23 protein-coding genes are annotated in these 25,903 nt (G+C 61.6%); 9 read left to right on the top strand and 14 right to left on the bottom strand.

Annotated features, from left to right (window positions below; genetic code table 11):
• Window positions 1-8: 8 nt before the first annotated feature.
• The 11 genes from AC3WP7_RS09450 to AC3WP7_RS09500 form a co-directional block, all read right to left on the bottom strand.
• Window positions 9-602, bottom strand: a complete 594-nt coding sequence (locus tag AC3WP7_RS09450) for an aminodeoxychorismate/anthranilate synthase component II (protein WP_071490220.1) — start codon at window positions 600-602, stop codon at window positions 9-11.
• A gap of 9 nt (window positions 603-611) precedes the next feature.
• Complete coding sequence (gene trpE / locus AC3WP7_RS09455; protein ID WP_093514178.1) at window positions 612-2,093, bottom strand: anthranilate synthase component I; 1,482 nt, start codon at window positions 2,091-2,093, stop codon at window positions 612-614.
• A gap of 70 nt (window positions 2,094-2,163) precedes the next feature.
• A complete protein-coding gene (locus AC3WP7_RS09460) occupies window positions 2,164-2,982 on the bottom strand; it encodes a phosphoglycolate phosphatase (protein WP_102591859.1) in 819 nt (272 codons plus the stop codon).
• Window positions 2,979-3,653 carry a ribulose-phosphate 3-epimerase gene (rpe, locus tag AC3WP7_RS09465; RefSeq protein WP_071490223.1) on the bottom strand — a complete coding sequence of 225 codons (675 nt, stop codon included), beginning with the start codon at window positions 3,651-3,653 and terminating at the stop codon, window positions 2,979-2,981. Before rpe ends, AC3WP7_RS09460 begins: the two co-directional genes overlap by 4 nt.
• Window positions 3,654-3,737: 84 nt before the next feature.
• Complete coding sequence (locus AC3WP7_RS09470; RefSeq protein ID WP_071490224.1) at window positions 3,738-4,886, bottom strand: iron-containing alcohol dehydrogenase; 1,149 nt, start codon at window positions 4,884-4,886, stop codon at window positions 3,738-3,740.
• 155 nt (window positions 4,887-5,041) lie between these two features.
• Window positions 5,042-5,866, bottom strand: coding sequence for an ABC transporter permease (locus AC3WP7_RS09475; RefSeq protein WP_015886162.1), 825 nt, complete (start codon window positions 5,864-5,866; stop codon window positions 5,042-5,044).
• A 12-nt stretch (window positions 5,867-5,878) separates the two neighbouring features.
• Window positions 5,879-7,126 carry an ABC transporter permease gene (locus AC3WP7_RS09480; protein ID WP_071490225.1) on the bottom strand — a complete coding sequence of 416 codons (1,248 nt, stop codon included), beginning with the start codon at window positions 7,124-7,126 and terminating at the stop codon, window positions 5,879-5,881.
• Window positions 7,127-7,346: 220 nt separating this feature from the next.
• The gene (locus AC3WP7_RS09485) at window positions 7,347-8,387 is read right to left on the bottom strand and encodes an ABC transporter substrate-binding protein (protein ID WP_071490226.1); all 1,041 of its coding nucleotides are present in this window, start codon (window positions 8,385-8,387) and stop codon (window positions 7,347-7,349) included.
• Between the two features lie 43 nt (window positions 8,388-8,430).
• Window positions 8,431-9,543, bottom strand: a complete 1,113-nt coding sequence (locus tag AC3WP7_RS09490; RefSeq protein WP_058424775.1) for an ABC transporter ATP-binding protein — start codon at window positions 9,541-9,543, stop codon at window positions 8,431-8,433.
• Between the two features lie 225 nt (window positions 9,544-9,768).
• The gene (locus AC3WP7_RS09495) at window positions 9,769-10,398 is read right to left on the bottom strand and encodes a response regulator (protein WP_071490227.1); all 630 of its coding nucleotides are present in this window, start codon (window positions 10,396-10,398) and stop codon (window positions 9,769-9,771) included.
• Between the two features lie 18 nt (window positions 10,399-10,416).
• A complete protein-coding gene (locus AC3WP7_RS09500; protein ID WP_102591858.1) occupies window positions 10,417-12,411 on the bottom strand; it encodes a PAS domain-containing sensor histidine kinase in 1,995 nt (664 codons plus the stop codon).
• A gap of 77 nt (window positions 12,412-12,488) precedes the next feature.
• Here AC3WP7_RS09500 and AC3WP7_RS09505 point away from each other — a divergent pair, with 77 nt between their 5' ends.
• A complete protein-coding gene (locus AC3WP7_RS09505; RefSeq protein ID WP_102591857.1) occupies window positions 12,489-13,463 on the top strand; it encodes an alpha/beta hydrolase family protein in 975 nt (324 codons plus the stop codon).
• Between the two features lie 3 nt (window positions 13,464-13,466).
• Here AC3WP7_RS09505 and AC3WP7_RS09510 read toward each other — a convergent pair whose 3' ends face one another.
• The 3 genes from AC3WP7_RS09510 to AC3WP7_RS09520 are packed head-to-tail and all read right to left on the bottom strand — an operon-like array spanning window position 13,467 to window position 15,932.
• Window positions 13,467-14,234 (bottom strand): TerB family tellurite resistance protein, encoded by a 768-nt coding sequence (locus AC3WP7_RS09510; RefSeq protein ID WP_102591856.1) that lies wholly within the window; start codon window positions 14,232-14,234, stop codon window positions 13,467-13,469.
• A 1-nt stretch (window position 14,235) separates the two neighbouring features.
• Complete coding sequence (murU, locus tag AC3WP7_RS09515) at window positions 14,236-14,910, bottom strand: N-acetylmuramate alpha-1-phosphate uridylyltransferase MurU (protein WP_102591855.1); 675 nt, start codon at window positions 14,908-14,910, stop codon at window positions 14,236-14,238.
• A complete protein-coding gene (locus tag AC3WP7_RS09520) occupies window positions 14,907-15,932 on the bottom strand; it encodes an aminoglycoside phosphotransferase family protein (protein ID WP_092242318.1) in 1,026 nt (341 codons plus the stop codon). Before AC3WP7_RS09520 ends, murU begins: the two co-directional genes overlap by 4 nt.
• A 130-nt stretch (window positions 15,933-16,062) precedes the next feature.
• Between AC3WP7_RS09520 and AC3WP7_RS09525 the strand changes: the two genes are divergently transcribed.
• The 8 genes from AC3WP7_RS09525 (at window position 16,063) to AC3WP7_RS09560 (ending at window position 25,862) form a co-directional block, all read left to right on the top strand.
• Window positions 16,063-18,876, top strand: a complete 2,814-nt coding sequence (locus tag AC3WP7_RS09525) for an LPS-assembly protein LptD (RefSeq protein ID WP_093514174.1) — start codon at window positions 16,063-16,065, stop codon at window positions 18,874-18,876.
• Complete coding sequence (locus AC3WP7_RS09530) at window positions 18,851-20,188, top strand: peptidylprolyl isomerase (RefSeq protein ID WP_092242312.1); 1,338 nt, start codon at window positions 18,851-18,853, stop codon at window positions 20,186-20,188. The genes AC3WP7_RS09525 and AC3WP7_RS09530 overlap by 26 nt, the downstream gene beginning before the upstream one ends.
• Window positions 20,185-21,174 (top strand): 4-hydroxythreonine-4-phosphate dehydrogenase PdxA, encoded by a 990-nt coding sequence (pdxA, locus tag AC3WP7_RS09535; protein WP_093514173.1) that lies wholly within the window; start codon window positions 20,185-20,187, stop codon window positions 21,172-21,174. Before AC3WP7_RS09530 ends, pdxA begins: the two co-directional genes overlap by 4 nt.
• Window positions 21,171-21,983, top strand: a complete 813-nt coding sequence (gene rsmA / locus AC3WP7_RS09540; protein ID WP_071490236.1) for a 16S rRNA (adenine(1518)-N(6)/adenine(1519)-N(6))-dimethyltransferase RsmA — start codon at window positions 21,171-21,173, stop codon at window positions 21,981-21,983. Before pdxA ends, rsmA begins: the two co-directional genes overlap by 4 nt.
• Before the next feature lie 100 nt (window positions 21,984-22,083).
• Window positions 22,084-22,464, top strand: a complete 381-nt coding sequence (gene apaG / locus AC3WP7_RS09545; RefSeq protein ID WP_010206973.1) for a Co2+/Mg2+ efflux protein ApaG — start codon at window positions 22,084-22,086, stop codon at window positions 22,462-22,464.
• Window positions 22,464-23,315 (top strand): symmetrical bis(5'-nucleosyl)-tetraphosphatase, encoded by an 852-nt coding sequence (locus AC3WP7_RS09550; RefSeq protein WP_092242306.1) that lies wholly within the window; start codon window positions 22,464-22,466, stop codon window positions 23,313-23,315. Before apaG ends, AC3WP7_RS09550 begins: the two co-directional genes overlap by 1 nt.
• Window positions 23,316-23,324: 9 nt before the next feature.
• Window positions 23,325-23,654: a thiosulfate sulfurtransferase GlpE gene (glpE, locus tag AC3WP7_RS09555; protein WP_092242303.1), complete on the top strand. Its 330-nt coding sequence runs from the start codon at window positions 23,325-23,327 to the stop codon at window positions 23,652-23,654.
• A gap of 285 nt (window positions 23,655-23,939) precedes the next feature.
• Window positions 23,940-25,862 (top strand): PrkA family serine protein kinase, encoded by a 1,923-nt coding sequence (locus AC3WP7_RS09560; protein WP_071490239.1) that lies wholly within the window; start codon window positions 23,940-23,942, stop codon window positions 25,860-25,862.
• The last annotated feature ends 41 nt before the right edge of the window (window positions 25,863-25,903 follow it).

Raw genomic sequence — 25,903 nt, forward strand, 5'->3', positions numbered from 1 at the left:
GAAAGTCCTTAGCGCGTGCCGCCGCTCTGCTTGAGAAAATTGGCGAACAGCTCGTAGCCCTGCTCGGTCAGGATCGATTCGGGGTGGAATTGCACCCCTTCGATATTCAGTGTCTTGTGGCGCAGGCCCATGATCTCGTCGACCGAGCCGTCCTCCAGTTGGGTCCAGGCGGTCAGTTCCAGGCAATCCGGAAGGGTTTCGCGCTTGACCACCAACGAATGGTAGCGGGTCACGGTCACCGGCAAGTTAAGCCCATGGAACACGCCCTGATCATGATGGAATACCGGACTGGTCTTGCCGTGCATCACCTGGCGTGCACGCACCACGTCACCGCCAAAGGCCTGGCCGATGGACTGGTGGCCCAGGCATACGCCCAGGATCGGCAGCTTGCCGGCGAAATACTGGATCGCCTCCAGGGAAATACCCGCCTCGGTCGGCGTGCACGGGCCTGGCGAAACCACGATGCGCTCCGGGTTCAGGGCGGCGATCTCGGCGACGGTCAGTTCGTCATTGCGCACTACCTTGACCTCGGCACCCAACTCGCCCAGGTACTGCACAACGTTGTAGGTAAAGGAATCGTAGTTATCAATCATCAGCAACATGGGGGAACCTCAGGAATTGGGAGTCTGTTCAGCCAGCGCAACGGCGCGGAACATCGCGCGGCGCTTGTTCAGGGTTTCTTCCCATTCGAGGGCCGGCACCGAGTCGGCGACGATCCCGCCACCGGCCTGCACGTGCAGCTCCCCGTCCTTGATCACGGCGGTGCGGATCGCAATGGCCGTGTCCATGTTGCCGTTCCAGGCGAAATAACCCACGGCACCGCCGTAGACCCCACGCTTGACCGGCTCCAGCTCGTCGATGATTTCCATCGCGCGGATCTTCGGCGCACCCGACAAGGTGCCCGCCGGCAGAATCGCGCGCAACGCATCCATCGCCGTCAGGCCAGCCTTCAGCTCGCCGGTAACGTTGGACACGATATGCATCACGTTGGAATAACGCTCGATCACCATCTTCTCGGTGAGCTTCACCGAACCGATTTCCGACACACGCCCGGTGTCATTACGACCCAGGTCGATGAGCATCAAATGCTCGGCGATTTCCTTGTCGTCGCTCAGCAGGTCTTCTTCCAGCGCCAGGTCAGCTTCTTCGGTTGCACCCCGTGGGCGCGTGCCGGCGATCGGGCGCACGGTGATCAGGTTGTCTTCGACGCGCACCAGCACTTCCGGCGAACTGCCCACCACGTGGAAGTCACCAAAGTTGAAGAAGTACATGTACGGCGTCGGGTTGAAGCAACGCAGCGCCCGGTACAGATCGATCGGCGCGGCCTTGAAGTCGATGGACATACGCTGCGACGGCACCACCTGCATGCAGTCGCCGGCGAGGATGTATTCCTTGATGGTATCGACGGCCCGCTCGTAGTCATCCTGGGTAAAGCTTGAACGAAAGATCGGGTCGGCCGCCGGCGGACGGCTGAGGTCCAGGCCGCGACGCGGGGTGATCGGCTGGCGCAGTTTTTCCAGCAGGGCTTCGAGGCTGGCCCGGCCTTGCTCGAACGCATCGGCCTGGGACGGGTCGGCCAGCACGATCGCGTGCATCTTGCCGGCGAGGTTGTCGAACACCACGACCGCGTCGGAGACCATCAGCAGGATGTCCGGCACGCCCAACGGGTCCGGGTTCGGGCATTGGCCCAGACGTTTTTCCACATAACGCACGCAGTCATAACCGAAGTAACCCACCAGGCCGCCGTTGAAGCGCGGCAGGCCGGCAATGGTCGGCACGTTGTAGCGCGCCTTGAAGGCTTCGACGAACGCCAACGGGTCTTCGACATCATGGTGTTCGATCTCGACGCCATCATGGGTAATGCTCACATGATGGTCATGTACCCGCAGCACCGTGCGGCACGGCAGGCCGATGATCGAGTAACGCCCCCACTTCTCGCCGCCCTGTACGGACTCGAGCAGGTAGGAGTTAGGCTCATCGGCCAGTTTCAGGTAGATCGACAGCGGCGTGTCGAAGTCGGCCAGGGTTTCGCAGGCCAGGGGAATGCGGTTGTAGCCGGCAGCGGCCAAACGCAGGAATTCTTCGCGGGTCATGATATGCCTCGTGGCTTGAGGGTCTAACAGTCAGGTATGCAAACGTGCCGCAGGGCGCGGCCAGGAACAGTCAGGCGCGCCAACGCCAGCGGGCCAGGGCCTTGATGACTTTCATCCAGAGTTTGCGAGTGACCACCACGATGGAATTTCCAGAAGGGGACGGATCGGTGTCGGGCAACGTTATCTCAGCGCCCGCTCCCAAGCAACCGGGGATTAACAGGCGCAGGTCATCAATCACCATCGCCGGCGACTCTTCGGCGATCGGCCGACCATGGTTATAGCCGTAGCTGAGGGCCACGCACTGCACGCCCGCGGCCTTCGCCGCCTGCACATCACTGCGTGAATCGCCGACAAACAACGACTGGGAGGCCGGGATATTGGCCATTTTCATCACGAAAAACAGCGCCGCCGGGTCGGGTTTTTTCTGCGGCAGGGTGTCGCCACCGATGATCCAGCGGAAATACCGACCGATTTTCATCTGGTCCAGCAGCGGCGCGACGAAGCGTTCCGGCTTGTTGGTGATCAGGGCCATTTCCACGCCCTTCTTGCTCAGCCATTTGAGGGTGTCACGTACGCCGGGGTAGACCACGGTCAGTTCATGGCCGTCTTCATAGGCGGCGTTGAACAGCTCCAAGGCGTGTTCAGCCTCGACGTCATCCACGCCTTCGGCATCGATATTATTAGCCAGGGCGCGGCGCACCAGCATCTGCGCACCGTTGCCGACCCACTCACGCACCGACTCGATCCCGGCCGGCTTGCGCCCCAGCTTGAGCAGCATCTCGTCCACCGCCGCTGCCAGGTCGGGTACCGAGTCGATCAAGGTACCGTCCAGATCGAACATCACCAGCCGTGGCAGTTTGCCGGGGAACAGCTGCTCAAAGCCGCTCATGGACGTGCCAGCGCCAGTTCGGCACGCATCTTGTCGATGACTTCCTGATAGTCCGGCGCGTTGAAGATCGCCGAGCCGGCCACGAAGGTGTCGGCGCCCGCGGCGGCGATTTCGCGGATGTTGTTGACGTTGACCCCGCCGTCGATCTCCAGGCGGATGTCGCGACCGGAAGCATCGATCAGCGCGCGAGCTTCACGCAGCTTGTTCAGGGTGCCCGGGATGAACTTCTGGCCGCCAAAGCCTGGGTTGACGCTCATCAGCAGGACCATGTCGACCTTGTCCATCACGTACTCAAGCACACTCAACGGCGTGGCCGGGTTGAACACCAGGCCCGCCTTGCAGCCGCCTTCGCGGATCAGTTGCAGGGTGCGGTCGACGTGCAGCGAGGCTTCCGGGTGGAAGGTGATGTAGGTCGCGCCGGCTTCCACGAAGTCGCCGATGATGCGATCCACCGGGCTGACCATCAGGTGCGCATCGATCGGCGCGGTGATGCCGTACTTGCGCAGCGCCGCACACACCATCGGGCCGATGGTCAGGTTGGGCACGTAGTGGTTGTCCATGACGTCGAAGTGCACGAAATCGGCACCGGCGGCCAACACCTTGTCCACTTCCTCACCCAGGCGGGCGAAATCGGCGGAGAGAATCGATGGAGCAATAACGAAGGGCTGCATGACGCACCTTTTTTGAGCTAAATCACGATGGCGCGCATTGTATACCTCATGCTTTGCCGCGCGCACCGTGACCTGGCTCAACGGCTAGTAAGCCGCCCGGTAGATTTTCTCGATATCGGCGGCGCTGAGCTTGCGCGGATTGTTACGCATCAGCCGCTCAATGCCTGCCGCCTCAACCGCCATCGCCGGGATCGCGTCCTCGGGCACGCCGAAACTGCGCAGGCCTGCCGGAATCTCGACGGCGGCACACAGTCGCGTCATCGCGTCCACTGCCTGATCGGCCGCATCGTTGACGCTCAAGCCGGTGACATTCACGCCCATGGCCTGTGCAATCTCCTGCATGCGCTCCACACAGGCCAATTTGTTCCAGTGCATCACATAGGGCAGCAACAGCGCGTTGCTCACCCCATGGGCAATGTTGAAACGCCCACCCAACGGGTACGCCAACGCATGCACCGCGCCGACCCCGGCGTTACCGAACGCCATGCCGGCCATCAGGCTGGCGGTGGCCATGTCGTCACGTGCCTGCAGGTTGGCCGGGTTGGCGTAGGCCTTGGGCAGCGCCTTGGCAATCAACTTGATCGCGCCGATGGCCAGCGCATCAGTGATCGGCGAGGCATTCAGCGACAAGTAGGACTCGATGGCATGCACCAGCGCATCCACACCACTGGCGGCGGTAACGCTGCGCGGGCAGGTGAGGGTCATTTGCGGGCTGATCAAGGCCACATCCGGCAGAAGGTAGTCGCTGACGATGCCTTTTTTCAGCTGTGCGGCCTTGTCGGAAAGGATCGCCACATTGGTCACCTCCGAACCGGTGCCGGCCGTGGTCGGGATGGCGATCAACGGCGGGCCCTTGCGCGGCACCTGGTCGACGCCAAAGAGGTCCGCCAGCGCACCGTGGTAACCGGCATAGGCGGCTACGCTTTTGGCGATATCGATGGCGCTGCCGCCGCCCAGCCCGATCAGGCCGTCATGCCCGCCCTCGCGGTAAACGCGCATGCAGTCCTCGACGATGGCGATTTCCGGGTCGGGCAGTACGCGGTCGAAAATCTCGTAGGTGCGCTCGCCCAAGTGTTCGAGGGCCAGCGCCACGGTGCCGGACTTGACCAGCGCGGCGTCGGTGACGATCAGCGGGTTGTCCACATCCAGGCGGGTGAGTTCAAAGGCCAGTTGTTCGATGGCGCCAGCGCCGGTCAGCAGTTTGTGGGCGATCTTGAATGAGGAAGTACTCATGTGCGCGGCCTCTTATTAAGTGATGGGCTGGCACAAGAGTAGCTCGGAAACCTGGGTTGCCTAGCATTCAGAGGCTGAATGGTGATTTCCAACACAACACAAAACCATGTGGGAGAGGGCTTGCCCCCTCCCACACTTGAATCTCCAGCAGGCCGTTAGACTGCTGCGGTGCGCAGTTTCTCGCTACGCCCGCGCAGCCATTCCAGAGTCAGCAACAGCAATACCGAGAAGGCAATCAACAAGGTTGCCGCCGCCGCAATCGTCGGGCTGAGGTTCTCACGGATGCCGCTGAACATCTGACGCGGCAGCGTCGCTTGCTCAGGGCCGGCGAGGAACAGCGTCACCACCACTTCATCGAACGACGTGGCGAAAGCAAACAGCGCCCCGGAAATCACCCCCGGCGCAATCAACGGCAAGGTCACTCGGCGAAACGCCGTCAACGGCGAAGCCCCGAGGCTCGCCGCCGCCCGCACCAGGTTATGGTTAAACCCCTGCAACGTGGCCGACACCGTGATGATCACAAACGGCACGCCCAGCACCGCATGCACCACGATCAACGAGAAGAAGCTGTTACCCAGTCCCAGCGGTGCAAAGAACAGGTAGCTGGCCACACCGATGATCACCACCGGCACCACCATCGGTGAAATCACCAGTGCCATCACCAGCGCCTTGCCGGGGAAGTTGCCACGGGTCAGGCCGATGGCCGCCAGGGTGCCGAACACCATGGCCAGCACCGTGGCCGCCGGGGCGACGATGATGCTGTTCTTGAGTGCACGCATCCACTCGGCCGAGGCAAAGAAGTCCTGGTACCAGTGCAGCGAAAAGCCTTGCAACGGGTACACCAGGAAACTGCCGCTGTTGAACGACAGCGGAATGATCACCAGCACCGGCAGGATCAAGAACAACAGGATCAAGCCGCAGAGGATCCGCAAGCTGTAGAACCAGACCCGTTCAACGGGCGACATGTAAGGGCTCAGCATCGCAAGGTCTCCTCAGCTCAGGCGCAGGCGACTGGCGCCCACCAGCCGGTTGTAGATCAGGTACAGCACCACGGTGGCCAGCAGCAGCAAGCCACCCAGTGCCGTCGCCATGCCCCAGTTGATACTGGTGTTGGTGTAGAACGCCACGAAGTAGCTGACCATCTGGTCGTTCGGGCTGCCCAGCAGCGCCGGGGTGATGTAGTAACCAATCGCCAGGATGAACACCAGCAGGCAACCGGCGCCGACGCCGGCATAGGTCTGCGGGAAGTACACGCGCCAGAAGCTGGTGAACGGGTGGCAACCCAGGGAAATCGCCGCACGCATGTAGGTGGGCGAGATGCCCTTCATCACGCTGTAGATCGGCAGGATCATGAATGGCAGCAGGATGTGCACCATCGAGATGTAGACCCCGGTGCGGTTGAACACCAGCTCCAAGGGTTTATCGATCAAGCCCATGCCCATCAAGGCGCTGTTGATCAGGCCGCCGGACTGCAGCAACACGATCCACGCCGCCACCCGCACCAGGATCGAGGTCCAGAACGGCAGCAACACCAGAATCATCAGCAAGTTACTCTTGCGTGCCGGCAGGTTGGCCAGCAGATAGGCCAGGGGATAGGCCAGCAGCAAGCAGATGGCAGTGATTACCAGGCCCATCCAGAAGGTACGGGCGAAGATGTCCAGGTAGATTGCCTGGTCAGGTGTGGCCGGCGCGATTTCGCCGAGGTCGTCGATGCGATGATCGACGGCCGCCAGGAGGTAGAACGGTGTCAGGCTGCTGGTATTGCGCCGGATCGCCTGCCAGTACGCCGGGTCGCCCCAGCGTTCGTCGAGGTTTTCCAACGCTTCTTTATAAGAGCCGGGCGCTTCACTGAACGGCAGCGCCCGCGCGGTTTTGGTCAGCAGGCTACGGTAGCCGGCCAGTTCCATGTTCAAGCGTTTGGACAGATCGCCCAGGGTCTGGTTTTTGCGCGCTTCGCCCAGGTCCTCGCTGAGGGCCTGGTACACCGGTTCACCCGGCAAGCCACGGCCGTCCCAGGCCGTCACCGCGACCACGGTACGCGGCAAGCCGCCCACCACTTCCGGATTGCCGACGCTCTTGAACAGCAAAGCAACGATCGGCACCAGAAACACCAGCAGCAAGAACAGCACCAGCGGCGCAATCAAGGCCTGGGCCTTCCAGCGATTGAGCCGCTCGGCACGCGCCAGGCGCTGCTTGAGGGTGGGGCTGTTGACCTCGTTCGAGGGAACGGCGATGGCCATGGCTGACTCCGGTAAGACTGAAAATGACGACAGTTTCGTGCGATGTACAACAGACCCTGTGGCGAGCGGGCTTGCCCCGCGTTGGGCTACGTAGCAGCCCTATTAAACCCACCGCGCTCTGCCTGATCGAGCGCGGCGCCTGGTTTTAGGGCCGCTACGCAGCCCAACGCGGGGCAAGCCCGCTCGCCACAATCAGCAAACACACAACAACAGTGTTGGGTTACTTGGCCGCCCAGGAATTGAAGCGCTGCTCCAGCTGCTCGCCGTTATCCGCCCAGAAGCTCACATCGATCTGCACCTGGTTGGCGATGTTTTCCGGGGTGGTCGGCATGTCCTTGAGGATGTCCTTGGCCAGCAACGGCACGGCTTGGGTGTTGGCCGGGCCGTAGGCGATGTTTTCCGAGTAGGTCTTCTGCTGCTGAGGCTGTACTGAGAAAGCGATGAATTTCTTCGCCGCTTCGGCACGGTCCTTGGCCAGGCCTTTAGGGATGGCCCAGGCGTCGAAGTCGTAGATGCCGCCGTTCCACACCACTTTGAGGTTGCTTTCTTTCTGTACGGCGGCGATGCGGCCGTTGTAGGCCGAACTCATCACGACGTCACCGGAAGCGAGGTACTGCGGCGGCTGTGCGCCGGCTTCCCACCACTGGATCGACGGCTTGAGTTCATCGAGTTTCTTGAATGCACGGTCCTGGCCATCTTTGCCGGCCAGCACTTTGTACACGTCTTTCGGCGCCACACCGTCGGCCATCAAGGCGAACTCCAGGGTGTACTTGGCGCCTTTACGCAGGCCGCGCTTGCCCGGGAATTTCTTGGTGTCCCAGAAATCTGCCCAACTGGTGGGGGCGGAGGTGAGTTTGTCGGCGTTGTAGGCGAGCACGGTCGACCACACGAAGAAGCCCACGCCACATGGCTGGATCGCGCCCTTCACGTAGTCGGCGGTGTTGCCGAACAGTTTCGGGTCCAGCGGCTCGAACATGTCTTCGTCACAGCCACGGGAGAGTTCCGGCGATTCCACTTCCACCAGGTCCCAGGACACGCTCTTGGTGTCGACCATGGCTTTCACCTTGGCCATTTCACCGTTGTACTCGCCGGCGACGATCTTGCCATTGCCCGCGCTTTCCCAAGGTGCGTAGAACGCCTTGACCTGGGCCGCCTTGTTCGCGCCACCGAAGGACACGACCGTCAGGTCCGGGCCTGCCATGGCCTGGGTTGCGCCGATCAAGCCAATGGCCAGCGCCGAATACTTAAGGGATCTCAACATTGTTGTTCTCTCCACGTGCAGGGTTGGTGAAGCCAGGGGGCGATCAATTCGCCTCTAGAAGTGGGTCGAGTGCGCGAACGTGCTCGACTTGCCAGCCAATCGGTACCACGTCGCCGACCGCCAGGGCTGGGTCCAGCTCGGCAATCGGTTGTTTCACGAAAAAATCGGTCTTGCCGCAGACCTCCAGGCGCACGCGCACGTGGTCGCCCAGGTAGATGAATTCCGCCACCCGCCCCGAGAAACGGTTGACGCAGCTCTCGCTGGAACCATTGAGGCTGACGCGCTCCGGGCGCACCGACAGGGTCACCGGGCCACCGACCTGGCCGACATTCACCGCCAGTGCCTCGACCTTCTCGCCCCGTGCCAGCTCCACCACGCAGCGCTCGCCGGTGTGGCTGTGCAGGCGACCATTGAGGCGGTTGTTCTCACCGATGAAGTTGGCGACAAAGGTGTTCTTCGGTTCTTCGTACAAGGTGCGCGGCGCGGCGATCTGCTGGATCTCGCCTTGATGGAATACCGCCACGCGGTCAGACATGGTCAGCGCTTCGCCCTGGTCATGGGTCACGTACACCACAGTCACGCCGAGGCGCTGGTGCAGGTGCTTGATCTCCATCTGCATGTGTTCGCGCAGTTGCTTGTCGAGGGCGCCGAGGGGTTCGTCCATCAACACCAATTGCGGTTCGAACACCAGCGCCCGGGCCAGCGCCACGCGCTGCTGCTGGCCGCCGGAGAGTTGTGCCGGGTAACGCTGGGCGAAGGCATCGAGCTGGACCATGCTCAACACGCGTTTGACCCGCTCGCTGATATCGGTCTTGCTCAAGCCCCGCACCGACAGCGGGAACGCCAGGTTCTCGGCGACGGTCATGTGAGGGAACAAGGCGTAGTTCTGGAACACCATGCCGATGTCGCGCTTGTGCGGTGGCACGTTGTTGATGGACCGCCCGGCCAGCTGGATTTCGCCGGCGGTCGGCGTCTCGAAGCCGGCGAGCATCATCAGGCTGGTGGTCTTGCCCGAACCGGAAGGCCCGAGCAGGGTGAGAAACTCGCCCTTGCGAATCTCCAGGTTGAGGTCTTTGACGATCAGGTTCTCGCCGTCGTAGCTCTTCTGCACGCCACGAAAGCTGACCAGCACATCATTTGAATCCACCTCGCTCATACCCGCACCTTTTTGTTTTGGACTGCTGTGGAACAAGCGTAGTCCAGGCGCCAGCCCCCGGAAATCGGGGGCCAGGAGAGAATTGCATCGGTCGGATGGAAGGTTGGGGGTAGGGATTGCCCTACAGGGATGGCGCGTACGGGACAGCACAGCCGCAAGGGGCGAGCTGCAAGCGGCAAGAATGGGTTTGACGGTGTTTTGGGAGTGTCGTTATTAGATACGTCGCTAGAGGAGCTTGTGCTCCATGGCGTACTTCACCAGTTCAGCCAGTGAGGTGATATTGAGCTTTTGCATCAACCGCGCCTTGTGCGTGCTGATGGTCTTGCTGCTCAGCGCCAGCTGCTGGGCGATGTCGTTGACGTTGGCACCCTGGGCCAGGCGTTCGAACACCGAGAATTCGCGCTCGGAAAGCAACGAATGCAGCGGTCGGGTATCGGTGAGGCCGACTTCGAAGACCATGCGGTCGGCCAGGTCCGGGTCGATGTAGCGCCCGCCGGCCGCCACCTTGCGGATCGCCGTGAGCAACAGCGCCGGGTCACTGTCCTTGGTGGCATACCCGGCGGCGCCAACCTTCAAGGCGCGGGCGGCCATTTGCGCTTCGTCGTGCATCGACAACACCAGGATGGCCGGCGGATTGTTCAGCGCACGGATGCGCGCAATCGCTTCCAGGCCGTTGACGCCGGGCATCGAGATGTCCAGCAACACCACCTCGCACGGCACGTGACGCAAGGTCTCCAGCAACTGCTCGCCATTGCCGGCCTCACCCACCACCAGCAGGTCCTTGGCCAGGCCGATCAACTGCTTGATGCCTTCACGAACAATGGTGTGGTCTTCGGCTACCAGTACACGGATCACAGGGGCTTCCTCTTGGTGTTATGCATCCAACGGCACCGTGACGCTCAGGGTGGTGCCCTCCCACAACTCGCTGTCCAGACTCAATTGCCCGCCCATGATCAGCACTCGCTCGCGCATGCCTACCAGACCGAATGATACCGGACGGCCCTGGGCCTGGACGAAACCGACGCCGTCATCACTGATGGTCAGCCGCAGATGCGTGCCTTCCACTGCCAGGGTCAGTTCGACAGTATGCGCCTGGGCATGGCGCATCACATTGGTCAGCGCCTCCTGCAGGATGCGGAACAGGCCGATGGCCTTGGCATCGCTCAAGGTCGGCAGGTTATCCGGCACCTGGACCAGGCAAGGGATGTGCGTGCGCGCCTCAAAACGCCGCGCCTGCCATTCGATGGCCGAGGCAATGCCGGCATCCAGAATCGGCGGGCGCAGCGCGGTCGCCACATCGCGTACCAATTGGAATAACTGGGCGATCAGGCGCTTCATGCTGTTCAAGCGCTCGTGCAAACCGGGGTCGAGTTGCGCATAGGCCAGCTCGCACATCGAGGTTTCGAGCTTGAGCACCGTGAGCATCTGCCCGAGTTCGTCGTGCACTTCACGGGCGATACGGGCCTTTTCTTCCTCGCGCACGGTTTCCAGGTGGGCAGAGAGTTCGCGCAGCTGCGCTTCACTTTGCAGCAACGCGGCCAACGTCCGGCGCAATTCGGTGACGTCGTTGAGGTAGACCACTAGGTACTCGGCCTCGGCAAACCGCAGAAAACTCAAGGACACATTGGTCGGCAGGATGCTGCCATCGGCACGTCGGCAATCGGTGGCAAAGTTCTGCGGGCCGTCTTCGCTGGCCCGCGCGCGTTTCCACAGGTTGAGCCAGCGGTCCATATCCAGGCTTGGATCCAGGTCAGCCAATGGCCGCTCGATCAGTGCACCGGGGCTATAGCCGAGCATGCTTTCGGCGGCACGGTTGGCGTAGCGCACATGGCTGTCCCAGTTGACCCACAAGATGCCCACGGTGCTCTGATCGATGGAAAACTGCGTCAGGCGCAAGGCTTCGGCCCCGGCGGCGCGGGCGGCGCTTTCTTCGCGGGCGGCCAATAACCCATGCTCGAGCACCCGTTGCTGGCGGCGCTGCCAGAACACGACAACCAGGCTGGCGAGCAAAAACAGGCCCAGCAACAGGCTGAGGTTTTGCCACAGGCCTGGGGTTTCCGTCAGGCGTGGGTACTTGGGTTGCAGCCAGCGGCTATGCAATTGGTCCAGGTCGCGGGCGGGGATGGCGCGCAAGGCGCTCTCCATGATGCCGGCCAGCTCCGGCCACTCCCGGCGCGTGGCCACCCGCAACAACTGTGGCAGGCCGATATCCCCCACTACCGCCAACCCGGCGAACTCCGCCTCGCCGGACAAGCGACTCAATTGCGCCTCGTCCACCACCGCATAGCGTGCCTGCTGGCTCACCAGTAGCTGCAGGGCCTGGCGCTCCATCGGCACGCCTTGCAGGTTGAGGCCGGGATAGGTGCTGCGCAGGTAGTCCGCCACGGCGCTGGGCATGCGCACGGCAACGCGGGATTGCTCATCGAGTTTCTCCAACTCCACAGCGCCGCCGCCCTCGCGTATGCCGACAATGTGCTGCGGCACACGCATGTAAGGGTCGGTGAACAACCACAGGCGTAAACCGGCCGGGGTTTGTTGCAGGCCGGGGGCGATGTCCACCTCGCCCTCGCGCACAGCGGCTTCCAGTTGCTCCTGGTTGGGGAAGTTGCGCCAGGTCAGCTCGATGTTCAGTGCCTTGGCCAACCACTGCATCAACTCGACGTTCGCCCCGGACAATCGCTGCAAACGCCGGTCGTATTGCGCGTACGGCGCCTGCAATACCAGGCCCACCCGCAGTTCCGGGTGCTGGGCCAGCCACTCGCGTTGCTGCACATTGAGCTGCGCCTGGGGAGTGGCGGGCGCAGGGGCGGCATTTGCGATCAAGGCAAGGCAGCAACAGCCGATAACCAGCAGACAGCGAAAAACCATGATTGACGTCTCACATCACTGACAAATACTGACCAACCCATTAGGCTGCCGGAATCACTTCTGGCCGGGAATTTACGATGCCCTTTGTTCACCGTTCGGCACTGCCAGCATTGTGCCTGTCGCTACTTATTACCAGTGCCTTTTCCGTGCAGGCCGCTGACGCCCCCGCACCGGCCGCCGAAAAACCGGTCGAGCGCCAGCCTTTACCCGAGCGTAGCCAGGAGGAAGCCAGTGCACTGGAGCGCAAAATCCCGCAACAGGAACAGCAACAATTGCAGGCCGGCAGCGATTCATTCCTGGCCCTGTGGAAACCGGCTAACAGCGCCGAGCCCGAAGGTGTGGTGATTATCGTACCGGGCGCCGGCGAAAGTGCTGACTGGCCGCAAGCAATCAGCCCGTTGCGGCACAAATTGCCGGATGCCAATTGGGGCTCCCTCAGCCTGTCGCTGCCGGATGTGAGCGTGGACACGCTGCCACCACGTGTGATGGAAGCGCCCAAGGCTACCGTCGACACCAGCAGCAAGGAAGCGAGCACCGCCGACAAACCTATCGAACAAGCCGCCAGCGCCGAAGCCGAAGGCTCCGACCCGGCCGTGGTGCCTGGCGCCGATGAACAGGACAAGACCGACGCTTCGCGCATTTTCGCGCGCATCGACGCCGCCGTGGCCTTCGCCCAGACCCAGAGCGCACGCAGCGTGGTGCTGCTCGGCCATGGCACCGGCGCCTGGTGGGCCGCACGTTATTTGAGCGAGAAGCAGCCGTCCCAGGTGCAGAAGTTCGTCATGGTCGCGGCGCAGACGCCCACCGGTCGTCACCCGGATGTGCAACAACTGGCCCCCGGCCTGAAGTTGCCGACCGCCGATGTGTTCTATCAAGACAGCGCTCAATCACGCAAAAACGCACTGGCCCGTGCCCAGGCGGCCAAGCGTTTGAAGAATGATGGCTATAAGCAGGTTTCGTTGAAAGCCTTGCCCGGCAACAGTGATGCCGGGCAGGAGCAGTTGTATCGCAGGGTTCGCGGCTGGTTGAGCCCGCAGGCCAGCGTCGACTGAAACCTAGCGGAAATCCCGGCGCTCGCGAATCAACGTATAGGCGTTGTGCAATTCACGGGTACGCTCGGTCGCCTCACGCACCTGCGCGGCGCTGGCACCCGTGCCGGCAATCTTGTCCGGGTGATGGCGACTGAGCAGGCGGCGATAAGCGCGCTTGATCGCCGATGGCTCGGTTGTGGCCGTCACCCCCAGCAAGCGCAACGCCTCCTGATAAGTGACGCCGCGACTGACCAATGGCTTGTGCTCAGGCTTGAAGTCAGCAGCCAATGCCTGGAGCTGTTGCGGCGTCCAGCCTAGCCACTTGCCCCACAGGTCGATCAGGTCGCGCTCGGCGTCATCCGCCTTGCCATCGGCCCACGCCATACGCCAGCACGCGCGCAAGACACCTTCGGCGGCATGGGGCTGCGCCTTGAGCACACGCAAGTAGCTGCGCACCCGGTCAACGCCGGACTTGCCGCGATTGAACGCCGCAATTGCACGGCGCTGGGCCGACTCGGTCATGTCCAGCGAACGCATCTCCTGGCGCGCCTGTTGGATATGCCCATCCACCACGCGCCCATTGCTCTTGGCCAGGCGCCCCAGCAACACAAACAACAATTCATCATTGCGCAACGCCGGGCGCCCACCCAGGCGCTCGCGCAATTGCGCCCAACTGTGCAGTTGCAGGCGGCGATCCAGTGCCTGCCCCAACAGTGCGCCCAACATGGCCCCCGGAATACTGGCAATGGCAAAGCCAGCCCCCGCGCCGATCAGCGTCCCTGGCCACAACATGCTACTGCCCCGCTGTCAGCAGGGTTTCGACCTGCGCCAGGCGCTCCAGCGTGCCGACATCAATCCAGCGTCCCGCCATGTGCTCCCCCGTTACCAGACCTTTGGCCATGGCCGCCCGCAATAGAGGCGCCAACTTGAAGGCACCCGCGCTGCACCCCGCGAACAGCTTGGGGTCGAGCACGGAAATACCACTGAAGGTCAGGTTATCGGCACCGGCCGCCGCATCATGAAGCAAACCTTGATCCAGGTAGAAATCGCCACCCGAGGGGTGATGCGCCGGGTTATCGGCCATCACCAGGTGGGCCAGGCCCTTGAGCGGTTGCTTGAGCCGGGTGAAGTCGTAATCGGTCCAGATGTCGCCGTTGACCACCAGGAACGGTTCGTCGCCCAGCAACGGCAGCGCCTGGAAAATCCCGCCACCGGTTTCCAGCGGTTCGCCTTCGGCTGAGTAACGGATGCGCACGCCAAACTGTGCACCGTCCCCAAGGTAACTCTCGATCTGTTGGCCGAGCCAGGCGTGATTGATCACGATATCGGTGAAGCCCGCCTTGGCCAATGCCTCCAGGTGATACTCGATCAGGCGCTTGCCACCGGCCTGCACCAGCGGCTTGGGCGTATGCAAGGTGAGCGGCCGCATCCGCTCACCTTTGCCGGCCGCCAGGATCATCGCCTTCATACGCTTGCCTCAGTGGGCTGGCGCAGGCTGGCGAGCAATTCACCCAGTTCGCTCAGCTCAGGGCGGTCGGCGAGCACCGCTTCTATATACGCAAAGAAGCGCGGCACATCGGCCAGGTAACGTGGCTTGCCGTCGCGATGGCAGATCCGCGCGAAGATGCCGATGACCTTGAGGTGGCGCTGCACGCCCATCAGGTCGCTGGCACGCAGGAAGTCTTCGAAGTCCGCCTGCACCGGGATGCCCAGTTTCGCGGCACGCTCCCAATAGCCGCGCTGCCAGTCCCGCACGCGGGCCTTGGGCCAACTGAGGAACGCGTCCTTGAACAGGCACGTGATGTCATAGGTGACCGGCCCGTAGACCGCATCCTGGAAATCCAGCACGCCCGGGTTCGGCTCGCTGATCATCAGGTTGCGCGGCATATAGTCGCGGTGCACCAGCACGTTCGGCTGCGCGAGGGCGCTGTCGATCAGGTGGTCACTGACGCGCTGCCAAAGCGCTTGTTGCTGTGTATCCAACTCGATACCCAGGTGCCGGCGGACGTACCACTCGGGAAACAATTCCAGCTCGCGGCGCAGCAAGGCGACGTCATAGCTGGGCAGCGGCGCGTCCATCGGCAACTGCTGGAAAGCCAGCAAGGCGTCGATGGCATCGGCAAACAAATGATCGGCGTTTTTGTCGTCAATCACGTCCAGGTAGGTTTTTCTGCCCAGATCATTGAGCAAAAGAAAGCCTCGGGGCAAATCTTCTGCATAAATTTTTGGAACATTTATGCCCGACTTCGCCAGCAAATGAGCGATATCGACGAAAGGTTTGCAGTTTTCCTGGGGGGGTGGAGCGTCCATTACGACAAAGGTCCGGCCCCCCCCTTCCCAACGGAAGTAGCGCCTGAAACTCGCGTCGCTGCTGGCCGCGGTCAATGTGGCCGGGGGGACGGCGCCCCAGCCTTGAGTGTTGAAAAGGATCGGCAACTGCTCTTCCAGCCAGGCTTCCAGCTGTTGTAAACGTAGATCTTGCTCGGGCATTACAAGGGTCTCCGACGGCGCTAGCCGTCAAGCGGGGCATGCTTTATTATCACGCATCTTTTTCAGACCATCGAGAGGCGTGCGGCCCAAACCGCGGGCAGATGGCACGCAGGAAGCCCGGACTAATAAGATGGCATTGAAATCCCCCGCGTTTCGTAGAAAATTTCCGTTGCTGGTAACCGGCAGTCTGCTGGCCCTGCAACCCTTCGCCACTTCATTCGTGGTCGCCGCGGAACAGTATGACTGCTCAGTCTCTGCTTCGGGTGCCTGGGATTGCGCGCCAAAAACCGCCGCAACCCCACTACCACCACGCCCGGTGCATGACGGTGCAGCCGTCAGCTCCGCCAACAGCACGGCGCAGGCCGATGCTGGCGGCAACGCCGAGGCCGAGCCCAAGACCGCTCTGGTCACCGAAGCCAAGGGCCGTGGCCTGCGTTCGCGCAGCGCCGACTACAGCCACCTGGACTGGGTGCCCCGCGACAAGCTGACCGCAGCACAGCTGGCCGAAACCGGCCCTTACTGCGGCGGTGCGTACATCGAGCCGACGCGTCCTGGCATGAACGACAAGACGAACAAGAGCGATGCGCCCACCTTCATCGGTGCCAAGGCCTCTCGTTACGAGCAGGAACAACAGGTGGCGACACTGGCCGGTGACGTCGTCATGCGCCAGGGCAGCATGCAACTGGAATCCGAGGAAGCCAGCCTGTACCAGGCCGAGAACCGTGGCGAGCTGAACGGCAACGTTCGTTTACGCGACAACGGCGCATTGATCGTGGGCGATCACGCCGAAGTCCAACTGGACACTGGCGCCGCCCAGATCGACAACGCCGAATATGTGATGCACAAATCGCGTATCCGCGGTAACGCGCTGTACGCCAAGCGTGCCGAGAACGCGATCATCCGTCTCAAGGACGGTACGTACACCACCTGCGAGCCAGACAGCAACGCCTGGCAGCTCAAGGGCAACAACATCACGTTGAACCCGGCCACCGGTTTCGGTACGGCCACCAACGCGACGTTGCGGGTCAAGAACATTCCGATCCTGTACACCCCCTACATCTATTTCCCGATCGACGACCGTCGTCAGTCCGGCTTCCTGCCACCGAGCTTCAGCACCGGCAGCGAAACCGGCTTTACCTTGGTCACGCCGTACTACTTCAACCTGGCGCCGAACTACGACGCCACGTTGTACCCGCAGTACATGACCAAGCGTGGCTTGTTGATGGAAGGCGAATTCCGCTACCTCACCAAGTCCAGCGAAGGCCAGTTCGGCGGCGCGTACCTGAACGACGACAGCGACGAGCGGAAAAAGCAGACCGATTACGAAAAAACCCGCTACATGCTCAACTGGCAACACAAGGGCGGGCTGGACTCGCGTGTACTGACCCAGGTCGACTACACCAAGATCAGCGATCCTTACTACTTCCAGGACCTCAAGTCCTATCAGGAAGGCGTCGAGAGCCGCGACTACATCAACCAGCAGGGTTCGGTGACTTATCGCGGCGACAGCTTCCAGGCTCGCTTGAACCTGCAGGCCTACCAGTTGGCAACGATTTCCCAGGTCACTCCGTATGACCGCCTGCCGCAGATCACCTTCAACGGCACGCTGCCGTACCATCCAGGTGGCCTTAACTTCAGCTACGAGACCGAAGCCGTGCGTTTCGATCGCGATCTGGAGAACGGCAACTTTATCAATGAGAACGGTGACTCAGAAGCCCGCCTGGACACCTACGTCCGCGGCCTGACCCGTGCCAACGGCACGCGCCTGAACGTAGCCCCAGCCGTCGAATACCCGATGAACTGGACCTACGGCTTCATCACGCCGAAGCTCAAGTACGTGTACACCAAGTATGACTTGGACCTAGACAACATCGGCAAGAACCAGATCATTGCCGACCAGGCCGCAGCAGCCAGGAACGGTACCCAGTACGCCGGTGGTACGTTCAAAAGCTCCCAGGACCGTGCGGTTCCGATTGCTAGCGTCGACAGCGGCCTGTATTTCGACCGCAACACCAACTGGTTCGGCAAAGAGTATCGCCAGACCCTTGAGCCGCGTGCGTTCTACCTGTACGTACCGAACAAGGACCAGGCTGATATCCCGGTCTTCGACACCAGCGAGTACTCGTTCAGCTACGCGTCGCTGTTCCGCGATAACCGCTTCAGCGGCACCGACCGCATCGGCGACGAAAACAAGCTGTCCCTGGGCTTGACCAGCCGCTGGATCGAAGAGAACGGCTTCGAGCGTCAGCGCGTATCCGTCGGCCAGGCCGTGTACTTCAAGGACCGTGAAGTTCAACTTCCGGGTATCCTGGCGGCGGACCGTGCCGACGCACAGTCCGACGTTTCGCCGGTTGCCCTGGACTACGAGTTCCGCTTCAACCGTGACTGGCGCGCCACTGCCGACTACAACTGGGACACCGAGGAACACAGCCCTCGTTCCGGTAGCGCGATGCTGCACTACCAGCCGGAAGACAACCCGAACAAGATCATCAACGTCGGTTATCGCTATCGCAATGACCAGGTCGTCTACAACCAGCTGACCGGCAAATGGCAGTTCGGTGGTGACTACGGGCAGCCAGGTGATCCGAACTTCGTGAAGGATTACTACAAGATCCAGCAACACGACTTCTCGATGATGTGGCCGATCATTCCACAATGGAACCTGATCACCCGCTGGCAGTACGACTACGCCCGCAACCGTACCCTGGAAGCCTTCGGTGGTTTCGAGTACGACAACTGCTGCTGGAAACTGCGCGTCATCAACCGTTACTGGGTTTCCAACGACGAATACAGCCAGATCGCCCCGCTTAACGAAAAGGGTGACCACGGGCTCTTCTTCCAGATCGTCCTCAAAGGACTCGGCGGCCTGACCGGCGCCAAGGTAGAGAGCTTCCTCGACAAAGGCATTGAAGGTTATCGTGAACGTGAAGACCAAGCTTTCTGATTGTCTGCGCCCGCTAGTGCTGGGCGCGCTGTTCCTGGGTGCCGCATCGGTACACGCTGCGGTTCAAGAACTGGATAAGGTCGTGGCCATCGTCGATAACGACGTGATCATGCAGAGCCAACTGGACCAGCGCGTCAAGGAAGTCCAGCAGACCATCGCCAAGCGTGGCGGTGGCGTGCCGCCGACCAGCGTCCTGGACCAGCAGGTGCTGGAGCGCCTGATCGTCGAGAACCTGCAACTGCAGATCGGCGATCGTTCCGGCATCCGTATTTCGGACGAAGAACTGAACCAGGCAGTCGGCACCATTGCCCAGCGCAACAACATGAGCATCGATCAATTCCGCGCGGCCCTGGCCCACGATGGCCTTTCGTATGACGACGCCCGTGACCAGATCCGCCGTGAAATGATCATCAGCCGTGTGCGTCAGCGCCGTGTTGCCGAGCGGGTCCAGGTATCCGAGCAGGAAGTGAAGAACTTCCTGGCGTCGGACCTTGGCAAGATGCAACTCTCCGAAGAACTGCACCTGGCCAATATCCTGATCCCGACACCGGACAGCGCCAACTCCGAGCAGCTCAATGCCGCCGCCGCCAAGACCCAGGCTATCTATGATCGCCTCAAGGCCGGTGCTGATTTCGCCCAGATGGCCATTGCCCAATCCGGTAGCGACAACGCCCTCGAGGGCGGCGACATGGGCTGGCGTAAAGCCGCTCAGTTGCCACCTCCGTTCGACCGTGAACTGAGCGCCATGGCCGTGGGTGATATCACCAAACCAGCCCGCACCCCAGGTGGTTTCATCATCCTGAAGTTGCTGGAGCGTCGCGGTGGCGAGACCTCGCTTAAAGACGAAGTGCATGTTCGTCATATCCTGGTCAAACCAAGCGAAATCCGCACCGAAGCGCAAACCAAGGAACTGGCCCAGAAGATCTACGACCGCATCGAAAGCGGTGAAGACTTTGCCACCCTTGCCAAGAGTTTCTCGGAAGACCCGGGCTCTGCCCTCAACGGCGGCGACCTGAACTGGATCGACCCGAAAGCCCTGGTGCCGGAGTTCCAGCAGGTGATGGCCGATACGCCGCAGGGCGTGTTGTCCAAGCCGTTCAAGACCCAATATGGCTGGCATGTGCTGGAAGTCCTTGGCCGTCGCGCCACCGACAACACCAGCCAGGCCCGCGAGCAACAAGCGCTGAACGTACTGCGTAACCGCAAATACGATGAAGAACTGCAAACCTGGCTGCGTCAGATCCGTGACGAAGCCTACGTTGAAATCAAGCTACCAGGCGCCCAGACAGGCACCGACCAGGCAGTGCAGTGAAACCCCAGCGTTTCGCGGTGACACCCGGCGAGCCGGCCGGCATTGGTCCTGACCTGTGCCTGCTGCTCGCCTCGCAACCCCAGCCACACCCCCTGATCGCCATTACCAGCCGTGACCTGCTCCTTGAGCGGGCCACGCAGCTGGGTGTGACGGTCACTTTGCTGGATGTGGCACCGGGCAACTGGCCCGAACTGCCCGCCCCCGCCGGCAGCCTGTATGTGTGGGACACCCCACTGCAGGCCAAAGTCGTTGCCGGGCAACTGGACAAGGCCAACGCAGCGTTCGTGCTCGAAACCCTGACCCGCGCCGGGCAAGGCTGCATCGATGGCGACTTCGCCGGCATGATCACCGCCCCCGTGCACAAGGGCGTGATCAACGAATCCGGCATCGCCTTTTCCGGCCACACCGAATTCCTTGCCGAACTGACCCACACTGAGCAAGTGGTGATGATGCTGGCCACGCGCGGCCTGCGGGTCGCCCTGGTGACCACGCACCTGCCACTGCGCGACATTGCCGATGCCATCACCGTCGAGCGACTGGAGCGCGTGACACGCATCCTGCACGCCGACCTGCAACAGAAATTCGGCATCGCCCAACCGCGCATCCTGGTCTGTGGGCTTAACCCCCACGCCGGTGAAGGCGGCCACTTGGGCCACGAAGAAATCGACATCATCGAACCCACCCTGGAGCGTCTGCGCCAAGAAGGCATGGACCTGCACGGCCCGCTGCCTGCGGACACTCTGTTTACCCCCAAATATCTGGAGCACTGCGATGCAGTGCTGGCGATGTACCACGACCAGGGACTGCCGGTGCTTAAATACAAAGGCTTCGGCGCCGCCGTCAACGTGACATTGGGCCTGCCGATCATCCGCACCTCCGTCGACCATGGCACCGCCCTGGACCTGGCGGGCAGCGGCAGGATCGATACCGGTAGCCTGCACGTGGCCCTGGAAACCGCCTATCAGATGGCCGAGACCCGTATATGACTGAGCATTACCAACACCGGGCGCGCAAGCGCTTCGGGCAAAACTTCCTGCACGACGCTGGCGTGATCGACCGCATCCTGCGCTCCATCCATGCCAAGCCCGAAGACCGTCTGCTGGAAATCGGCCCGGGCCAGGGCGCGCTGACTCAAGGCCTGCTGGCCAGCGGCGGCCAATTGGATGTGGTGGAGCTGGACAAGGACCTGATCCCGATTCTCAACCAGCAGTTCGCCGGCAAGCCCAACTTCAACCTGCATCAGGGCGATGCGCTGAAGTTCGACTTCAACACTCTCAACGCCGCACCCAACAGCCTGCGCGTGGTGGGTAACCTGCCGTATAACATCTCTACGCCGCTGATTTTCCACCTGCTGAACAACGCCGGGATCATCCGCGACATGCACTTCATGCTGCAAAAGGAAGTGGTCGAACGCCTCGCGGCAGGCCCTGGCGGTGGTGATTGGGGCCGCCTGTCGATCATGGTTCAGTACCACTGCCGCGTCGAACACCTGTTCAACGTCGGTCCGGGTGCCTTCAACCCGCCGCCGAAGGTCGATTCGGCGATTGTGCGCCTGGTGCCCCACGCGGTACTGCCGCACCCGGCCAAAGACCATCGCCTGCTGGAACGCGTCGTACGCGAAGCGTTCAACCAGCGCCGCAAGACCCTGCGCAACACGCTCAAGGCCTTGCTCAGCAACGCCGAGATCGAAGCTGCCGGCGTCGATGGCAGCCTGCGTCCCGAGCAACTGGACCTGGCCGCGTTCGTACGCCTGGCCGACCAGTTGGCCATCCAGCCTGCGCCCGCAGCGCAATAGAGCATCCCGGGGATAGGCCAGACAGCATGTCTGGCCTAGTGCCCACCTCTTGGCCTAGACTGACCCGCATCTGCTGTCCTCTGCTTTTAAGGCCTCTTGCATGTCCGATCCTCGCTACCAGATCGACGTCAGCGTCGTCACCCGCTTCCTGGCGGACCAATCGCAACCTGAACAGAACCGCTTCGCCTTTGCCTACACCATCACGGTGAAAAACAACGGGCTGGTACCGGCCAAGTTGCTGTCACGCCACTGGGTGATCACCGACGGTGACGGCCAGGTCGAAGAAGTGCGCGGCGCAGGCGTGGTCGGCCAGCAGCCGCTGATCGACAGCGGCGCCAGCCACACCTACAGCAGCGGCACGGTGATGACCTCCAAGGTCGGCACCATGCAAGGCTCGTATCAAATGAAGGCCACCGACGGCCAACTGTTCGACGCCATCATCGCGCCGTTCCGTCTTGCCGTGCCGGGAGCCCTGCACTGATGACGACGTATGCGGTCGGCGACCTGCAAGGTTGCCTGGAGCCGCTCAAGTGCCTGCTTGAGCGCGTAGCCTTCGATACGGCAAGTGACCGCCTGTGGTTGGTCGGTGACCTGGTCAATCGCGGCCCGCAGTCCCTGGAGACGCTGCGCTACTTATATAGCCTGCGCGATTCCCTGGTGTGCGTATTGGGCAACCACGACCTGCACCTGCTGGCGGCCGGCAACAACATCGAGCGCCTGAAAAAGGGCGATACCTTGCGGGAAATCCTCGAAGCGCCCGATCGCGCCGCGTTGCTCGACTGGTTGCGCCGCCAGAAAATCATGCATTACGACGAAGGCCGTAACGTGGCCCTGGTCCATGCAGGCATCCCGCCCCAATGGTCATTGAAGAAAGCACTCAAGTGCGCCGCTGAAGTCGAGAGCGCCCTGACCGATGACAATCTGTACACCGCCTACCTCGACGGGATGTACGGCAACGAGCCGGTGAAGTGGGACAACGACCTGACCGGCGTCGCACGCCTGCGGGTCATCACCAACTACTTCACGCGCATGCGCTTCTGCACCGCCGAGGGCAAGCTGGATCTCAAGAGCAAGGAAGGCGCCGACACCGCGCTTCCCGGCTATAAGCCTTGGTTCGCCCACAAAGAACGCAAGACCCGTGACACCAGGATCATTTTCGGTCACTGGGCTGCACTTGAAGGCAAGTGCGATGAGCCTGGCGTATTCGCCCTCGACACCGGTTGCGTGTGGGGCGGCGCCATGACGCTGATGAACGTCGACACCGGCGAGCGTTATAGCTGCCAGTGCGAATCCCCCCCGCCCGTTACATTGCCGGCTACCGCCAGGCCCTAGGAGCCATCCATGAGCGAATTCAAACGTATCCCTCCCGAACAAGCCCAGGCCCTGCGCGAGCAAGGTGCCGTGGTGGTCGATATCCGCGACCAGCCGACCTACAACGCCGCGCACATCACCGGTGCCAGGCACCTGGACAACGTCAACATCGCCGACTTCATCCGCGCCGCCGACCTTGACGCACCGGTAATCGTGGCCTGCTACCACGGCAACTCCAGCCAGAGCGCGGCGGCCTACCTGATCAGCCAGGGCTTCTCCGACGTTTACAGCCTGGACGGCGGCTTTGAGCTGTGGCGTACGACCTATCCTGCGGAAATTTCCTCGGGCGATTCGCAATAATTTTTTTCACACCCCGCTACCCCGCGTGACGCTTGGGCTTGCGCCGTTTCTGACGAACGGCGCAGCCAAACTAATTGCGCATCGCGCCTTGACCTCTCCGATTCCGAACTATCCTTAAGCGCAGGCCATCCGAATCAGGGGAGAGCCGGTACACCGGCGTGCGGGTCATCGGTAGCGTTTCAGGGTGTTCTGGGGGGAAAACAGCCATTGGCGTCTGCCAATGTCTGCCAGCATCGACTGATTGATCCGGCGTCGGCTCCACGTATCGAGCGAGGTGACGACGTCATGAGTATTTTTAGCCACTTCAAAAACCGCTTCGAATCCACACAGCAGGAAGAACTCACGCTGCAAGAGTATCTCGAGCTGTGCAAACAGGATCGCAGCACCTATGCGTCTGCCGCCGAACGTTTGCTGCTGGCGATAGGCGAGCCGCAACTGATAGACACCTCGAACAATTCGCGGCTGTCGCGAATATTCTCCAACAAGGTGATCCGTCGCTACCCGGCCTTTGAAGACTTCCATGGGATGGAAGAATGCATCGACCAGATCGTCTCCTACTTCCGCCATGCCGCCCAAGGCCTGGAAGAGAAGAAACAGATCCTCTACCTGCTCGGCCCCGTCGGCGGCGGCAAGTCGTCCCTGGCCGAGAAGCTCAAACAACTGATCGAGAAGGTGCCCTTCTACGCCATCAAGGGCTCGCCGGTCTTCGAGTCGCCCCTGGGCCTGTTCAACGCCACGGAAGATGGCGCGATCCTCGAAGAAGACTTCGGCATCCCGCGCCGCTACCTCAACACCATCATGTCGCCCTGGGCCACCAAGCGGCTGGCCGAGTTCGGCGGTGACATCAGCCAGTTCCGCGTGGTCAAGCTCTACCCGTCCATCCTCAACCAGATCGGCGTGGCCAAGACCGAACCGGGCGATGAGAACAACCAGGACATCTCGGCCCTCGTGGGTAAGGTCGATATCCGCAAACTCGAGGAATTCCCGCAGAACGACGCCGACGCCTACAGCTATTCCGGCGCACTGTGCCGGGCCAACCAGGGCCTGATGGAGTTCGTGGAGATGTTCAAGGCACCGATCAAGGTGCTGCACCCACTGCTTACCGCCACCCAGGAAGGCAACTACAACAGTACCGAAGGCCTCGGTGCGATTCCGTTTACCGGGATCCTGCTGGCCCACTCCAACGAATCGGAGTGGCACACCTTCCGCAACAACAAGAACAACGAAGCCTTCATCGACCGGATCTATATCGTCAAGGTGCCTTACTGCCTGCGGGTCAGCGATGAAATCAAGATCTACGACAAGCTGCTGTTCAACAGCTCCCTGTCCAAGGCGCATTGCGCACCCGACACCTTGAAGATGCTTGCCCAGTTCACCGTGCTGTCACGCCTCAAGGAGCCGGAAAACTCGAATATTTACTCGAAGATGCGCGTGTACGACGGCGAAAACCTCAAGGATACCGACCCCAAGGCCAAATCGATCCAGGAATACCGCGATACCGCCGGCGTGGATGAGGGCATGAACGGCCTGTCGACGCGCTTTGCGTTCAAGATCCTGTCCAAGGTCTTCAACTTCGACCCTCACGAAATTGCCGCCAACCCGGTGCACTTGCTCTATGTGCTGGAACAGCAGATCGAACAGGAGCAATTCCAGGCGGAAACCCGCGAACGCTACCTGCGCTTCCTCAAGGAATACCTGGCGCCGCGCTACATCGAGTTCATCGGCAAGGAAATCCAGACTGCGTACCTGGAGTCCTACAGCGAGTACGGCCAGAACATCTTCGACCGCTACGTGCTGTACGCCGACTTCTGGATCCAGGACCAGGAATACCGCGACCCGGAAACCGGCGAGATCCTCAACCGCGTCGCCCTCAACGAGGAACTGGAAAAGATCGAAAAACCCGCCGGCATCAGCAATCCGAAGGATTTCCGCAACGAAATTGTCAACTTCGTGCTGCGCGCCCGCGCCAACAACAATGGCAAGAACCCGACCTGGCTCAGCTACGAGAAGCTGCGGGTGGTCATCGAGAAGAAAATGTTCTCCAACACCGAGGACTTGCTGCCGGTCATCAGCTTCAACGCCAAGGCCAGCAAGGAGGATCAGCAAAAACACAACGACTTCGTCACACGAATGGTCGAGCGCGGCTACACCGACAAACAGGTACGGCTGCTGTCCGAGTGGTACCTGCGGGTGCGCAAATCGCAGTAAGGCAGCGACAGGCGTGCGCTGCCGGGCTTCTGGCCTGGCAG

The sequence above is a fragment of the Pseudomonas sp. FW305-3-2-15-C-LB1 genome (assembly GCF_058787615.1).